Below are 14,183 nucleotides of genomic sequence, written 5' to 3' on the forward strand. Positions count from 1 at the left end.
GAGCGAACGCCGTCCGGTCACGAGAGACGGGCGACCGCAGCCCTCATCCACTCCGGCAGAGCATCGAGGATCGCAACATGCCCTGATCCTTTGAGGAAGCGGGCCTCGGCGCCGGGAAGCAACCGCTTCAATCGGACGGCGTGGTGAGACGGGATGATGCGATCATCCTCCGCCTGGAACAGGGAGACCCGGGCCGTGATCCGGTCGAGGTCGAATCCCCACGGCGCGACAAAGGCGAGGTCGTCGTCGATCTCTCCCATATCGCTTCCGAGCGCGAAAGCAGCTTGCGCGTCTTCGCCGATGCCCGCCCAGCGACCGTCGAGAGCGGCCAGGTCGGCCGCAGTGAAGCTCTCCGGATCGAATTCCGCGCTCGATTGGTGCGCTTCACGCGACACCCGCCCCTCTGCAGCAGGGCGAAGGCCGCCTCCGTTGCCTGCCATGCCCGCGAACCACTCCACCGATCCGTCATACGGGGCCGGACAACCGAAGACCCCTACCTCGCGAACACGGTCGGGCAACAGAGAAGCGAATGCCAGGGCATGCGGTCCGCCGCCCGAATACCCGACGGTGACCACTTCGCGCGGCGCTGCTTCGCCTCGAAGTTCCAATCCCTCGAGAACTTCGACCACCTCGGCCGCGGCATCGGCGACCGAACGACCAAGGTGACGGTCGGTGCCCGCGAATCCGGGGCGAGTGACCGCGATGAGGCGGACTCCGAGCTCTTCTGCCAACTGGGCGATCACCGCCGGATGTCGGCCCGTGTGCGGCGTGCCGTAGTGCATGACGGCTACGGGGGCCGTCTCTGCCGCCGCCCCTGCAGTGTGGACGATCGCCGACCGTCCGCTGCGCATGCGGACTCGGCCATCGTCCGTTCGGTGAATGTCGTCGTCCATCATCGGAGACTCCTCAGCGGTAGAGCTGGATCAGATCGGCGGCGCGTGTGCGGCGAACTCCCTCGAGGCTACGCCACTCCCGCACGTCACCGTGAGCACAACGAGTCGGAATCTTGGCAGTCGTGCCTGCGCCGTCGGTGCTCGCAGCGTGTGCCCCGTCCACGTCCGCAACGCGTGCCCCGTCCGTCCGCATTGCCCGTACACGAAACGCGTGCTCCATCCACGTCCGCAACGCGTGCCACACCCGCGCCCGCAGCTCGTGTCCCGTCCGCGCCCGCGGCGCCTGTACACGAAACGCGTGCCTCTTCCGCGCCTGCAGCGCGTGCCCCGCCTTCACCCGCAACGCGTGGCCTATCCACGCCCGCGCCCCAGCAGAGGCTGGTGTAGTGAAGGCGCGCTGATCGCCGTGGTTCGGTGGTGACTGGACCGCTGCCGGCGCCGGGCACCCGGCTCTCAGTGCCGACCGGCCGGGACCTTCCGCTTCTTCGCTAACGCGATGAGATGACCGAGGAGGATGAGCGCGATCCCGACGACGAACCACCCGATGAGCACCCACCACGACGTCGCCATCGGCGCATCGGGGAAGTACGACAGGTCGCGCAGGAGCGTTCCCGCGGCACCCGGCACGAAGAACTGGCCGATCTCGCCCCACGCGCCGGCAAGGAACTCCTTGGGCTGAGTGAGCGACGAGATCGGATTGCCGATGAACATCGTGAGCACCGCACCCACCGCGATCCCGTCCGGCCCGATGAGCGAGACGAACCCGTTGATGATCGCCGACGTCGACGCGACGGCCAGCCCCGCAGCCAGAGCGTTGAGCCAGAAGTCACCCTGGAGGATGCCGAACCACGCCTGCAGGATGAGCGCGAGAGCCACGCCGCCGATGACGCCGTAGGCGATCACGGCGACCGCCCGCATCCGCCGAGACCTCACGAGCATGCTCGTGAGCACACCGCCGACGATCCCGCCGATCGTCAACGGCAAACCCGCGATCGCCAATCCGGCGCCAGTCGAATCGTCCTCCGAGAGCGGAACGACATCGGTGACCGTGACCTTGGGAACCTCCATCGCCGAGGCGTCCGGAACCTCTGCCGCCCCAGAACCGTTCGCGCCCGGCTGGCCATTCTGCCCCGGCTGACCGCCGGCTCCCGCAGCTCGCGCCCCGGGATTCTCCGCCGCTTCGGCCGCAGCTTCGAGGGCTGCCTGCATCTGATTCATCCCCTCCTGCATTCCGGAGATCGCCTGGCCGTCGATCGCCTCCTGCATCTGCGTGCCGATGCCGCGCAGCTGCTGGGCGACAGCCGGTGAAGCCGCCGAGGACACGAGGATCTCCGGATCCTCCCCGGTGAGGACGAAGGCACCGTAGACCTCTCGCTCCCGGATCATCTGCTCGGCCTCGGCCCGGGAGTCCGCCTCCTTGAGGTCGATCATCCCGTCGGGAGCGTTCGCGGTGATCCGACTGGCGTCCCCGACCGCCGCGATCGGCAGATCCCGCGGATCCGAGGTCACCGTCGGCCAACTGAACGCCAACAGGATGACGCTGACGATGGCCGCCGCGAACACCGCGGCAAGCAGTGCCCGCCCGACGCTGTGCTTGGGCAGCGGTTCATCCGTCGGTGCACCGGCTTCGATCCCGTGCGACCCGGCCCCGTGCGACCCGACCCTTGAAGACCCAGCCCCGTGCGATCCTGACTCTGACGACCCTGCCCCGTGGCGTGCGGAGGCTGCGACCGCACCGGTGCCGTCCGCCGCGGTCCGTTTCGTCGCCGAGGCACTGTCCTGCCCCGAGGGTCCTGGCTGGTCGCCGGCGTCTGCGCCTGCCGAGTCCGCGCCGGTCGCACCTGCGGTCCCGCCTCCTGTCCCGCCCGCGGATTCGCCGCCCCGCCGAGCAGGGGAGCTGCCGAGAAGTCGTGTCGCCATGTCCGTCCAATCATCGAAAACGAATACTCGTTCATTTTTAAACCCTGCGTTAGAATAAATCAAGAATGAATATTCGTTTTTGGAGGAGCCGTGCCGAAGGTCACCGATGAGCACAAGGCCGCAATGCGCGCCCGGATCCAGGATGCCGCGCTCGCGTGCTTCGCCCGGAAGGGCTTCGCCGCGGCGTCGATGGCCGACATCGTCAAAGAAGCCGACCTCTCCGCAGGCGCCGTCTACGTCTACTACTCGTCGAAGTCCGAGCTGATGTTCGACGCTGGGCGGCAGATCATGGAGCAGCGGCTGAGTGTCTTCGACGACCTTGCGACCGCCGCCGACGTCCCGCCTCCGCAGGTTGTCTTCCCGCGCCTGCTCAATGCGATGCTCGACGACAACCCGTTCGCCCCGCTCGTCATCCAGGTCTGGGCCGAAGCGGTGCACACCCCCGAATTCGCGGACCTGGCCTCGACGATCTTCGCCGAGGTGAGAGCCCGTTTCGAGGCCTACCTCAGCGCGTACTTCCGGAAGTCGCTCGGCGAGACCGAGGCAGACGCGGCAGACCGCGCCCGCCGCTGCGCTCCTGCCGTGCTTGCGATGATCCAAGGCGGCATCGTCCAGACGGCCGTGTTCGGCACCGAGGCGCGAACGATGATCACGGAGTCGATGACGGCCCTGCTCGCCGAACTCGAGCGCTGACCGGCAGAGGCCTCGCAATCCCGCCGTCTCGAAACGAAACGTTGTGTTGCGTAATCCAGTGCGGACGTGAGAGGCTCCGATCATGACGCAGGACACACCGAAGGGTCGGCCGCTCGATGCCGAGCTGACCGCGCGTGTGCTCGCCGCCGTCCGTGCCGACCTCGACGAGTTCGGCTTCATGAACCTGCGGATCGAGAAGATCGCCGCCGACCTCGGATGCGGCAAGACCGCGATCTACCGGCGCTGGCCGACCAAACCCGCTCTCGCCGCGGCCGCCATCCTCGACGGCTTCGCCCTCGGCGAGATGCCGGATACGGGAGACCTCGTCGACGACCTCGTCGCCCACGCGTGGCAGAACGTCGACAACGTCCGCGGTTCGCGCACGCACGGCAACGGCCTGCTGCTCGCGATGTTCGACATGGACGTCATGCCGCTGATCTCCGAGGCCTTCATGCAGAAGCGCCACGCCATGGGACGGGCGATCCTCGCCCGCGGCGTCGACCGCGGAGAGCTGCGCAGCGACCTCGACCACGACGTCATCCTCGACACCCTCGCCGGTTTCACCCTCTTCACCCTGACCCAACGGGCCGATGACCCGCCCCGCTCGGACGCCGAGATGCTCCGGACCTACCGCTCACTCGTGCGCGCCCTCGTCGGCCGCTCCACATGAAGGCCCCGCAGACCACCGCCCCGCAGACCACCGCCCCGTGAGCCCACCGACCGACACCACCGAGAGGACACCGATGCCCACAGCCCATCTTCCGACGACACCGCCGTCGCCGGAGCCCCTGATCCTCCTCGGCGCCGTCCTCATCGACGGCACCGGCACAGCCCCGGTGAAGGACTCCGAGATCGAGATCTCCGACGGTCGCATCGTCTACGCCGGCCCGCGCCGAGGCGGCACCCCGACCCGCTCGAATGTCCGCACCGTCGACCTCACCGGATCAACGATCCTGCCCGGGTTCATCGACGCCCACGTCCACCTCGGGCTCTCGATCGAAGACCAGCAGGCCGACGCCGCCCGATTCGACTCCGAACGCACCCTGCGCGCCGCCCTCAACGCCCGCCGCACCCTCCTGGCGGGAGTGACGACGGCCCGCGACCTCGGCGGCATCGACCGCGGCATCCGCGACGCGATCGCAGCCGGCCTCATCCACGGACCCCGGCTCCACCTCGCCGTCTCCGCCCTCTCACCCACCGGCGGCCACACCGACTTCACTCTGCCCAACGGCCGAGCGGTCCCCGTGCCGATGCCTGTCCACCCGATCATCGATACCGACGACGACGTCCGCCGCACCGTGCGCCTGCTGATCCGCGGGGGAGCCGACGTCATCAAGATCTGCACCACCGGCGGAGTCTCGAGCCCCTCGGACACCCCCGACGACCTCGGCGTCCCCGAAGAGCACGTCCGCCTCATCGTCTCAGAGACCGCGAAACGCGCAGGCCAGCCCGTCGCCGCACATGCGCAGGGTGCAGAGGGCATCAAGGCAGCGATCCGCGGGGGAGTGCGCTCGGTCGAACACGGCTACGGGATCGACGACGAGGGCATCGACCTCATGCTCGAGAACGGCACCTTCCTCGTCCCGACCCTCTCGAGCGCACTGCGCGTCCCGGACCCCGACCGGGTGCCGGGCTACCTCTACGAGAAGAAGGTCACGTGGTCGGCCATCGCCCGCGAACGCATCACCGCCGCCTTCGCCGCCGGCGTGCGCGTGGCACTCGGCACCGACGCCGGCGTCTGTCCGCACGGGGAGAACCTCCGCGAACCCGTCCATGCCGTCGAACTCGGCCTCAGCCCCATGCAGGCGATCGTCGCCGGCACGAAGAACGCCGCCGAACTGCTGCGCCTCGACGACGACCTCGGCACCCTCGAGGTCGGCAAACTCGCCGACCTCATCGTGCTCGACTTCGACCCGCTCACCGACATCACCCCGCTCGCTCGACCCGACAACGTCCGTGCCGTCATCCAGGGCGGCACCGTCGTCAAGGACACGGCAGCGAGATTCGGTCCCGAACCGCACCGCCCCCGCCTCGCCGAATGATCCGCGGACCGCTGCCGTCCACCACCTAGACCCATCCACCCCGTCCACAGAGAGCAGAGACATGACCATCGATTTCACCGCAGAAGCCACCGCCCTGAGCACCGAACTCATCGACCTGCGCCGCGACCTCCACCGCAACCCGGAACTCGGCCTCGACCTGCCCCGGACCCAACAGCGCATCCTGGATTCCCTCGACGGACTGCCGCTCGAGATCACCACGGGCCGCGGACTCAGCTCCGTTCTCGCCGTCCTCCGCGGCGGGCGACCCGGACCGACGATCCTGCTCCGCGGCGACATGGACGCACTGCCCGTCGTCGAGGCCACCGGCCTCGACTTCGCCTCGACGAACGGGAACATGCACGCATGCGGTCACGACCTCCACGTCTCCGGCCTCGTCGGCGCCGCGAAGTTGCTCTCCGCCCACCGGGACGACCTAGCCGGCACCGTGGCCTTCATGTTCCAGCCCGGCGAAGAGGGCATGGGCGGGGCGAAGGACATGCTCGACGAAGGCATGTTCGCAGCGATCGGCACGAAACCCGACGCCGCCTACGCGATCCACGTCGCCCCCGGCGCACCGGGCACCTTCGTCACCCGCCCCGGCACGATCATGGCCGGTGCCAACACGTTCCACCTCACGATGCACGGCAAAGGCGGGCACAGCTCCCGCCCTCAGGACGCCGTCGACCCCATCCGCCCGCTCCTCGAATTCGGCCAGGCTGTCTACTCGATGGTCACCGGGTCCTTCAGCGTCTTCGACCCCATCGTCGCCGAGGTGACGCAGCTCGATGCCGGCACCGCCGTCAACGTCATCCCCGGGACCGCTTCGCTCGCGATGTCCGTGCGCACCCTCTCCGCCGAGACGACCGCCCGGTTCCCCGAACTCGCGACCCGTCTGGCGGAGTCGATCGCGGCAGCCCACGGCTGCACCGCCGAGGTGGTGTGGAACGAGCAGTATCCCGTGACGATCAACGATGACGCCGAGGCGGCCTTCACCCTCGAGACCCTCGCCCAGGCCTTCGGCCCCGACCGCGTGGTCAGCGCCCCCGATCCGGTCATGGGCTCCGAGGACTTCTCCTACGTCCTCGAGGAGGTCCCCGGCGCCTTCGTCTTCCTCTTCGTCACCCCGGAGGGGATCGATCCCGAGACCGCCGCCGTCAACCATTCGCCCGAAGTCCTCTTCGACGACGCGCACCTGCCCGATCAGGCCGCAGCGCTCGCCACCCTCGCGTGGCAGCGCAGCCTGCGCGGCTGAGGCTGAAACCGAACCTCAGGCGCCGGCAGGCTCAGACCGAGTCCCCGTCCTCGTCGACGGAATGGACTCGGTCCTCGCGGATGCTCACCTTGTCGACTCCTTTGAGCTCCATGATCATGGGGATGAGCATGTGCAGGGGCCGTTTGCCGTCGAACTTCACATCGATGCGCACCATCGTCACGCCGTCCTCGGTCTCGAACCGCTGCGAGTCGAGGATCGTGCTCTTGAACCCCATCGTGCTCGCCACGGAGAGGATCTCGCGGAGGATCCCGCCGCCGTCGCGGTAGACGATGCGCAGCAGTTTGCCGTGATCGCTGTCGGGGATCCGGCGGATGAGTGGCGCCATGACGAAGAGCGTGATGAGATGCAGGGCGGTGAGCATCGTCGCGAGCGCGAGCATGCCCGCCCCGCAGGCCATGCCGACGGCCGCACACACCCAGATCGTCGCGGCGGTCGTGAGACCGCGGACGACGTTGCGGCCCTTGAAGATCACACCGGCGCCGAGGAAGCCGATCCCTGAGACGATCTGTGCGGCGATCCGGGAGGGATCGAGCTGGACATCACTGTCGAGCACGCCCGCGAAGCCGTACGCGGAGACGAGCGTGAACGCGCACGTGCCGATGCCGACGAGCACATGCGTGCGATAGCCTGCGCTCTTCTGCCGGAACTGCCTCTCGAAGCCGATGAGGGAGCACAGGACGAAGCTTGCGAGCAGCAGCACCACCTCGGTGCGCACCGTCGATCCGAAGAAGTCGCTGAAAGGGTCCATAGTCCCCTCACCATAGACCCGAAGCACCCGTGAATGCGCCGATCTCCGCACACCCACCTCGGCGGTGGATGTGCGGAGATCTGCGCGGGTGCTCTGTCGGGATCAGCGGTGCTGTCGCGGACTCAACCCCGAATGATTCTTCCTCAGCTCTGGACGGCTTGGCCTCAGCTCTGGGGGACGAGGCTGCGGTCGAGGGCCCGTGCCGCGGTGCGCAGCTCCTCGGTATAAGGGGCGACGACCGCCTGTGCGTCGACGAGCCGCCAGTCGGGTCCGTACGAGTCGCGCGGCAGCGTGATCTCGACGTTGTCGCCGACGAGGTCGAGGCCGATGAAGTCGAGGACCGACCGCAGCTGGGCCCCGGACATTCCGCCGCCGTGGCCGCCGTAGCTGATGATGAGCGCAGGCTTGTCCTTCCACTCGGCGAAGAGGTAGTCGATCGCGTTCTTCAGCGACGCCGGGTAGCCAGCGTTGTACTGCGGGGTGACGAAGACGATGCCGTCGGACCCGGAGACGATGTCCGCCCACTCCTTCGTGTGGGCGTTCTGATAGTCGCCGAGGGCGGGCATGCGCGGTTCGTCGAGCAGCGGCAGGTTGAGATCGGCCAGGTCGATGATCTCGGTGCGGGCGTCGGCGGCGTCGGCGATGATCTCGGCCACGGCGGCTGCGATCTGGTCGCCGACGCGCACGGGGCGAACGCTGCCGACGATGATGCGGATGAGTGGTGTCGTCGTGTCTGTCATGGGCTTGGGTCCTCGTCAGATTGGGATTGTCAGGTCGGGTTTCGGTTCAGAGCTCAGTGTTGCGGATTCGGATGGTCGTCTGCGACGACGGCGGTCGTCGCCGAGGTGGTCTCACGCACAGCCGTCAGGACCGCATACGGCGCCCTCGGGATAGCCGGTCGAGGCAGCCGTCGGATCGGCGAGCACGGTGACCTTCTGCGATTCGGCCCATGCGGTCTCGAGGGCTTGGGAGAACGCTGCGGCCGGCTGGGCACCGGAGATCCCGTACTTGCGGTCGATGACGAAGAAGGGAACGCCGTTCGCGCCGAGCATCCTTGCCTGCGCGACATCGGCCTCGACGGCGTCGGTGTACTCCTCGGATTCGAGGACACGACGGGTCTCGTCGGGGTCGATGTCCAACTGCGCTCCCACCTCGGCGAGGTAATCGATGCTGCCGATGTCACGACCGGACTCGAAGTGCCCGGACATGAGGGCCTCCTCGGCCTCGGCCATGACGCCGCGAGACTTGGCTAGGTGGAGGAACCGATGGGCGGTGAAGCTGTTGGCGACCTTGACGCTGTCGAAGTCGTAGTTGAGCCCCTCGGCGGCAGCCTGGGCTCCGACCTGGGCGAACATCTGCCTCACCTGGTCTGCGGGAATGCCCTTCGAGCGGCTGAGGTAGTCGGCTTCGGACTCCTCGACGTGGTCGGGAAGGGTGGGATCGAGCTGGAAGCTGCGCCACTCGACCTCCACGTCGTCCTTGTTCTCGAACCCGTCGAGTGCGGATTCGAAGCGACGTTTGCCGATGTAGCACCACGGACATGCGATGTCCGACCAGATCTCAATTTTCATGACACTTTCAACTACCTGGTCGTGGAGGTTATTCCCCTCAGCGCCCGGACGCGACGACGGTCACAGTGGTGGCGTCGCCGAGGCGGTCAGAACAGAGCGCCCTGCGGGCTGGCGAGCTCGCCGGCGCCTTCCGTCCGCTTCCACTTCGTCGCGCGGTAGTCGTCATCGGCCGATCCGCGCAGACCGTAGGCGTCGATGAGCGGATCCATGCGCGCCTTGAGCCACGACCGATACTCCTTCGAAGCGTAGGCCGAGCGGGAGTACATGCGCCGGTAGCGGGGGAGGAGCTCGGGGCGTTCGCGTTCGAGCCACGCGAAGAACCACTCCCTGGCGCCCGGGCGCAGGTGGAGGGCGCCGTAGGCGACGCGACTCGCCCCGGCGTCCCTGATCGCGCGCAGCGCGGAGTCGAGGTGCTCGCGGGAATCGGTGAGCTTGGGCATGACGGGCATGATGAAGACCGAGACACGGAAGCCGAGGTCGGCCGCGGCGCGCACCGTGGCCAGACGGGCAGCCGTCGTCGGGGTGCCCGGTTCGAGCGACTGCTGGAGTTCGTCGTCGTGGACGGCGATCGACATGCTCAGCTCGACGTGGACGTCCTCCTTGGCCCGGGCGAGCAGCGGAAGGTCCCGGCGCAGCAGGGTGCCCTTCGTGAGGATCGAGAACGGGGTGGCATGCTCGGCCAGGGCGGTGATGATCCCGGGCATGAGACTGTAGCGTCCCTCTGCCCGCTGGTACGGGTCGGTGTTGGTGCCCAGTGCGACGAGCCCATGCGACCAGGTTCGCTTGGCCACCTCGGCGGCGAGGACTTCGGGAGTGTTGACCTTGACGATGACCTGCTGATCGAAGTCGGCTCCCGTGTCGAGGTCGAGGTAGCGGTGCGTGCTCCTCGCGAAGCAGTACACGCACGCGTGTGAGCAGCCGCGGTAGGGATTGATCGTCCAGTCGAAGGGCATCGCGGAGTTCTTCGGAATCCGGTTGAGGGCCGACTTCGCGAGCACCTCGTGGAACGTCATCCCGGCGAACTCGGGGGTGCGGACGCTGCGGACGAGGCCCCTGACCCCGAAGAGTCCGGCCACCTGCTCCGCCTGCTCCTGCGCTTCCCATCTCACTCCTTCATTCGAACACGTGTTCGAGTCCGCGTCAAGGGGTGCAGGGGTGGAATCGGCGGCCCGAGTTCACATAGTGAGCAAATGGTATGCCAAATAATCGATACCGCTGAGAGTGGTGCTGGCGGAATCCTTCCAGGTCGGCATGGTCGGCCCACTCACTATGAACGCAGTATCGGCGTGCAATCGCTCCCCCGGAAAGCGTTTTCCCTATTGTGGAACCAATGTGAGCCAGGTTACGCTGGCGCCGTCAGCAGTCAGCCCCACGCCGCAACGAATTGAGCATTTGGTATTCCAGCGGTGTGCTTCTCGGATATGAGAGTTCCCATGGCGAACACCGTGACCTCCGACCAGCCCGTGCCCGAGCCGCAGCCGGTGCCCGGCACCCCGGCGACAGGCACTCCGTCGCCCGATACCCCGTCGGCAGGCACCGCTCCCGCGCGCCTCGGGCCGGGCCCTGAACAGCTCGCCGCCCACCGGATCAGTCCGCGCTTCTACAACGCCGACCTTGCCCCGAGCCGGAAGGAAGGCCGCAGCTGGACCGCCTACAGCGTGTTCTCGCTGTGGGCCAACGACGTGCACTCGCTGGGCAACTACGGGTTCGCCCTCGGTCTCTTCGCGCTCGGGCTCGGCGCCTGGCAGATCCTTCTCGCCCTCCTCGTCGGGGCCGGGCTGCTCTTCGTCCTCCTCACCCTCTCCGGATTCATGGGCCACAAGACCGGCGTGCCCTACCCGGTGATGTGCCGGATCGCCTTCGGCATCCACGGCGCGCAGCTGGCGGCCTCGGTGCGCGGCATCGTCGCGATCGCCTGGTTCGGCATCCAGACGTATCTGGCCGCGAACGTCCTCAACGTCCTCCTTCTCACCCTCGTCCCCGGCCTGCAGTCGTGGGCCGAGGTCGAGTTCCTCGGCCTCAGCGGCCTCGGCTGGTTCTCCTTCACCGTGCTGTGGATCGTCCAGGTGATCATCGTCAGCTACGGCATGGAGATGATCCGGAAGTACGAGGCGATCGCCGGACCGATCATCCTCGCCACCTTCCTCGCCCTGGCGATCTGGATGCTCGTGCGCGTCGACTTCCGCATCTCCTTCTCGATCGACGACCCGCTCACCGGGTGGGAGATGTGGACGAACATCCTCGGCGGGGGCGCCCTGTGGGTCGCGATCTACGGCACCTTCGTCCTCAACTTCTCCGACTTCACCCGATCGGCGAAGAAACGGGGGTCGATCGTCGTCGGAAACTTCTGGGGCATCCCCATCAACATGCTCGTCTTCGGGCTCGTCGTCATCTCGCTCGCCGGTGCCCAGTACACGATCGACGGCACCGTGATCAGCTCCCCGGCCGACATCGTGCAGGAGATCGGCAGCCCGATCCTGCTCGCCCTAGCCTCGCTGTCCCTTCTCGTGCTCACGATCGCCGTCAACCTCATGGCGAACTTCGTCGCCCCCACGTATGCGCTGACGAACCTCTTCCCGCGTCACCTGAACTTCCGCAAGGCCGCGATCATCTCCGCGATCATCGGCTTCGCCATCCTGCCGTGGAACCTCTACGACTCACCCGTGGTCATCGTCTACTTCCTCGGCGGACTCGGTGCCCTTCTCGGACCGCTCTTCGGCGTCATCATGGTCGACTACTGGGTGGTGCGGAAGACGAAGGTCAACGTCCCGCAGCTCTACACCGAAGCCGGCGACGGCGAGTACTTCTACCACCACGGAGTCAACTGGCGGGCGATCGGCGCGTTCGTCCCCGCCGCCCTCCTCTCGCTCATCCTCGCCCTCGTCCCCGCGTTCGCCTCGGTCTCCCAGTTCTCGTGGTTCCTCGGGGCGGGGATCGCCGCCATCATCTACTTCGTCATCGCCCGCCGCGACTTCACCTTCCGCGAGGTCGACGGCGAGGAGATCGCCGTGCCCACCGCCCACTGAGCCTGCGGAGTCCGCAGCCGTCCCAGCACCAGACCGGAGTCACACCATGCGCATCCTCGTCGTCAACGTCAACACCACCCCGGCCATGACCGAGGGCATCGCCCGTGCGGCAAGGCAGGCCGCCTCGGCGGGCACCTCGATCATCGGACTGACCCCGACCTTCGGCGCGGAATCGTGCGAGGGCAACGTCGAGAGCTACCTCGCCGCCCTCGGCGTCATGGACGCCGTGCTCAACTACGACGGCGAGTTCGATGCGGTCATCCAGGCCGGATACGGGGAGCACGGTCGCGAAGGCCTCCAGGAGCTCCTCGACGTCCCCGTCATCGACATCACCGAGGCGGGGGCCGGGATGGCGATGTTCCTCGGCCACCGGTTCTCCGTCGTCACCACGCTCGACCGCACCGTCCCCCTCATCGAGGACCGCCTGCTGCTGTCCGGGTTCGACCGGCACTGCGTCTCGGTGCGGGCCTCCGGGATGGCCGTCCTCGACCTCGAAGCGCACCCTGAACGTGCGGTCGAGGCGATTGCGGACCAGGCCGCCGAGGCGGTCGACTCCGACCGTGCCGAAGTCATCGTGCTCGGGTGCGGGGGAATGGCCGACCTCACGGAGACGATCGTGCAGCGCTGCGCGGTCCCCGTCGTCGACGGAGTCGCCGCCGCCGTGCGGCTCGCCGAATCCCTCGTCGGGCTCGGGCTCACGACGTCGAAGGTGCGCACCTATGCTCCGGCGAGGCCGAAGCGCCTGAGCGGGTGGCCGTTCGGCGGGGGCGGTGGTTCAGCGGCAGTCCAGGGGTCCGGAGGGGACTTCGCCGAGGCGGCTGCTGGCTCCGGAGGGGGATTCGCCGAGGCGGGCGGTGGGTCCGGAGGGGGCTTCGCCGAGGCGGCCCCTGGGTCCGGAGGGGGCTTCGCCGAGGCGGTCGGTGGGTCCGGGGCCGTCGCCGACGCCCGTCGTTCCGGGGCCGCCGGCGCGGGCTGAGAGGGTGTCGGCCGAGCCGAGGTGGGTCAGATGATCGGAGGCTGAGCCGAGCGGTCGTCGCCCGCTGCAGTGTCAACTGTCCTGACGTCCTCAGCCGTGTCAGCTGCCCTGACGCCCTCTGCCGTGCCGCCGCCAGCGGCTTTGTCGTCGTGGGCGTGGGTCTCATGCGCGAGTCGCTCGCGGTGCTTGTCATGCTGCTGCCTGCTCGTGCCGAGGTGGTGGGCGGCGAGTTCGCGCACCCGGTCGACGTCGCGGTGGGCGATCGCGTCGAAGAGCTCGGCATGTTCGGTGGCGACGACATCGAGTTCGTCGTGCTGGCTCAGCTGCCAGCGCATCCGCGAATCGAGGAGCTCGCCGACCTCGACGAGGAGACGATTGCCTGAGAGCTCGGTGACCTGCGCATGGAAGTCTGCGGCACTGCGATGCGCGCCGACGGCGTCGCCGGCCTCCGCCTGCCGCCGGCCCGCCTCCAGTGTCGCCTCGAGCGCGGCCAGACCCTCCCGCGTGTGGCGCTGGGCGGCGAGTTCGAAGGCGAGGAGGTCGAAGGCCTGGCGCACTTCGCCCAGGTCGGCGACATCGCTGGGGGAGAACTCCCGCACCGTCGCCCACGTGTTCGGCCGGTGCGTGACGAGTCCTTCGGAGGCGAGCTGCTTGAGGGCCTCCCGGACCGGCACCCGGCTCACACCGAGCTCGGAGGCGAGATTGCGTTCGACGAGACGACTGCCCGGGGCACGCTGCCCGTCGATGATCTCATCGCGCAGGGCCTCCGTGACCCGCACGGTCTCCGACCGCGGACTCTCGTTGTTCTTCACTCCGCCATTCTCTCACTCCGCGCCGCCCGACTGCGCCCTTCGAAGCGGACAGCCGTGCCCGCCGAAGCGCCCCGCTGCGCCCGCCGAAGCGCCCCGCTGCGCCCACCGAAGCGGACGACCGGCCCCGCCGAGGCAGACCGCCGGCCCTGTGGCGCCGCCCCGCCAGGCCCGCCGAGGCAACCCACCGCACTGCTGATCGCACGGCGGACCACCTCGGCGAATCCCGGGC

Annotated in this window: 12 protein-coding genes and 1 pseudogene; 6 read left to right on the top strand and 7 right to left on the bottom strand. The window is 68.1% G+C overall.

Going from position 1 to position 14,183, the window contains the following annotated elements; genetic code table 11:
* Positions 1-17: 17 nt before the first annotated feature.
* Positions 18-896: an alpha/beta fold hydrolase gene (locus tag AACX88_RS10450; RefSeq protein WP_339392950.1), complete on the bottom strand. Its 879-nt coding sequence runs from the start codon at positions 894-896 to the stop codon at positions 18-20.
* Positions 897-1,346: 450 nt separating this feature from the next.
* Positions 1,347-2,813, bottom strand: a complete 1,467-nt coding sequence (locus AACX88_RS10455; RefSeq protein WP_339392951.1) for an ABC transporter permease — start codon at positions 2,811-2,813, stop codon at positions 1,347-1,349.
* Between the two features lie 90 nt (positions 2,814-2,903).
* Here AACX88_RS10455 and AACX88_RS10460 point away from each other — a divergent pair, with 90 nt between their 5' ends.
* The 4 genes from AACX88_RS10460 (at position 2,904) to AACX88_RS10475 (ending at position 6,800) form a co-directional block, all read left to right on the top strand.
* Positions 2,904-3,506 (top strand): TetR/AcrR family transcriptional regulator, encoded by a 603-nt coding sequence (locus AACX88_RS10460; protein ID WP_339392952.1) that lies wholly within the window; start codon positions 2,904-2,906, stop codon positions 3,504-3,506.
* Positions 3,507-3,588: 82 nt separating this feature from the next.
* Entirely contained in the window at positions 3,589-4,176 is a 588-nt protein-coding gene (locus AACX88_RS10465) for a TetR/AcrR family transcriptional regulator (RefSeq protein WP_339392953.1), read from the top strand.
* A 73-nt stretch (positions 4,177-4,249) separates the two neighbouring features.
* Entirely contained in the window at positions 4,250-5,548 is a 1,299-nt protein-coding gene (locus tag AACX88_RS10470) for a metal-dependent hydrolase family protein (protein WP_339392954.1), read from the top strand.
* A gap of 61 nt (positions 5,549-5,609) precedes the next feature.
* Positions 5,610-6,800, top strand: coding sequence for a M20 metallopeptidase family protein (locus AACX88_RS10475; RefSeq protein WP_339392955.1), 1,191 nt, complete (start codon positions 5,610-5,612; stop codon positions 6,798-6,800).
* 31 nt (positions 6,801-6,831) lie between these two features.
* Here the strand turns inward: AACX88_RS10475 and AACX88_RS10480 are convergent, their stop codons facing one another.
* The 4 genes from AACX88_RS10480 to AACX88_RS10495 all read right to left on the bottom strand — a co-directional run bounded on the left by AACX88_RS10480 (position 6,832) and on the right by AACX88_RS10495 (position 10,249).
* Positions 6,832-7,569: an MgtC/SapB family protein gene (locus AACX88_RS10480; protein WP_339392956.1), complete on the bottom strand. Its 738-nt coding sequence runs from the start codon at positions 7,567-7,569 to the stop codon at positions 6,832-6,834.
* 164 nt (positions 7,570-7,733) lie between these two features.
* The gene (locus AACX88_RS10485; RefSeq protein ID WP_339392957.1) at positions 7,734-8,309 is read right to left on the bottom strand and encodes an NADPH-dependent FMN reductase; all 576 of its coding nucleotides are present in this window, start codon (positions 8,307-8,309) and stop codon (positions 7,734-7,736) included.
* A gap of 111 nt (positions 8,310-8,420) precedes the next feature.
* A complete protein-coding gene (locus tag AACX88_RS10490; protein WP_339392958.1) occupies positions 8,421-9,140 on the bottom strand; it encodes a DsbA family oxidoreductase in 720 nt (239 codons plus the stop codon).
* A gap of 86 nt (positions 9,141-9,226) precedes the next feature.
* Positions 9,227-10,249 (bottom strand): Rv2578c family radical SAM protein, encoded by a 1,023-nt coding sequence (locus AACX88_RS10495; RefSeq protein ID WP_339392959.1) that lies wholly within the window; start codon positions 10,247-10,249, stop codon positions 9,227-9,229.
* A gap of 324 nt (positions 10,250-10,573) precedes the next feature.
* On the opposite strand from AACX88_RS10495, the gene AACX88_RS10500 reads away from it, so the two are divergent.
* Entirely contained in the window at positions 10,574-12,166 is a 1,593-nt protein-coding gene (locus AACX88_RS10500; protein WP_339392960.1) for an NCS1 family nucleobase:cation symporter-1, read from the top strand.
* 46 nt (positions 12,167-12,212) lie between these two features.
* A pseudogene (locus tag AACX88_RS10505) lies at positions 12,213-12,923 on the top strand (aspartate/glutamate racemase family protein); the annotation flags it as partial.
* Positions 12,924-13,168: 245 nt separating this feature from the next.
* Here the strand turns inward: AACX88_RS10505 and AACX88_RS10510 are convergent.
* Positions 13,169-13,954 carry a GntR family transcriptional regulator gene (locus tag AACX88_RS10510; protein WP_339392961.1) on the bottom strand — a complete coding sequence of 262 codons (786 nt, stop codon included), beginning with the start codon at positions 13,952-13,954 and terminating at the stop codon, positions 13,169-13,171.
* Positions 13,955-14,183: the final 229 nt, after the last annotated feature.

Origin of the sequence: Brevibacterium metallidurans, assembly GCF_037101285.1 — a bacterium.
In the GTDB taxonomy this organism is placed as follows: domain Bacteria; phylum Actinomycetota; class Actinomycetes; order Actinomycetales; family Brevibacteriaceae; genus Brevibacterium; species Brevibacterium metallidurans.

Coding starts and splice junctions, on each gene's coding strand:
- AACX88_RS10465 (WP_339392953.1), top strand. CDS start 3,589: ATGACGCAGGACACACCGAAGGGTCGGCCGCTCGATGCCGAGCTGACC.
- AACX88_RS10500 (WP_339392960.1), top strand. CDS start 10,574: ATGGCGAACACCGTGACCTCCGACCAGCCCGTGCCCGAGCCGCAGCCG.
- AACX88_RS10450 (WP_339392950.1), bottom strand. CDS start 896: ATGATGGACGACGACATTCACCGAACGGACGATGGCCGAGTCCGCATG.
- AACX88_RS10475 (WP_339392955.1), top strand. CDS start 5,610: ATGACCATCGATTTCACCGCAGAAGCCACCGCCCTGAGCACCGAACTC.
- AACX88_RS10470 (WP_339392954.1), top strand. CDS start 4,250: ATGCCCACAGCCCATCTTCCGACGACACCGCCGTCGCCGGAGCCCCTG.
- AACX88_RS10480 (WP_339392956.1), bottom strand. CDS start 7,569: ATGGACCCTTTCAGCGACTTCTTCGGATCGACGGTGCGCACCGAGGTG.
- AACX88_RS10490 (WP_339392958.1), bottom strand. CDS start 9,140: ATGAAAATTGAGATCTGGTCGGACATCGCATGTCCGTGGTGCTACATC.
- AACX88_RS10455 (WP_339392951.1), bottom strand. CDS start 2,813: ATGGCGACACGACTTCTCGGCAGCTCCCCTGCTCGGCGGGGCGGCGAA.
- AACX88_RS10485 (WP_339392957.1), bottom strand. CDS start 8,309: ATGACAGACACGACGACACCACTCATCCGCATCATCGTCGGCAGCGTT.